A 438-nucleotide genomic window follows, 5' to 3' on the forward strand; every position below is an offset into this window, starting at 1 on the left:
CGCACCGCGATGGAGTACATGAAGTCCTTCTACACCGAGAAGATCTCCCCGGTCGGCACCAGCGCCCTCAACGGCTTCATCAGCGGCGACGTCGCGATGTTCCCGTTCTTCCAGTCGGTCATCGCCAACGTCCAGACCGGCGGCGCGAAGACCGAGGGCAAGTGGGCCGTCGCCCCGATGCCCACCGGCCCCAAGAGCGGCTGCTCCATGGTCGGCGGCCACAGCCTGGTCGCAGGCTCCGCGAGCAAGAACCTGAAGGGCGCCGGCACCTTCATGCGCTGGCTCGCCTCCCCCGAACGCAGCGCCCAGTACATGGACTTCCACGCGATCTTCCCGTACGACCTCGGCAAGGTGGACCCGGCCGTGAAGGCCACCGTGGACGGCAAGGTCAAGGCCGACCCCAACTGGGCGCCCATCTTCGAACAGCTCGCCCGCAAC

The 438-nt window shown here is 67.4% G+C and carries 1 protein-coding gene; it reads left to right on the forward strand.

All coding sequences use genetic code 11. The features are described 5' to 3' along the window. Nucleotides 1–438 (forward strand): extracellular solute-binding protein (locus PUR61_RS34775; RefSeq protein WP_329883531.1); only part of this gene is annotated, 438 nt, incomplete at both ends.

Origin of the sequence: Streptomyces sp. BE20 (assembly GCF_036322525.1) — a bacterium.
GTDB lineage: Bacteria > Actinomycetota > Actinomycetes > Streptomycetales > Streptomycetaceae > Kitasatospora.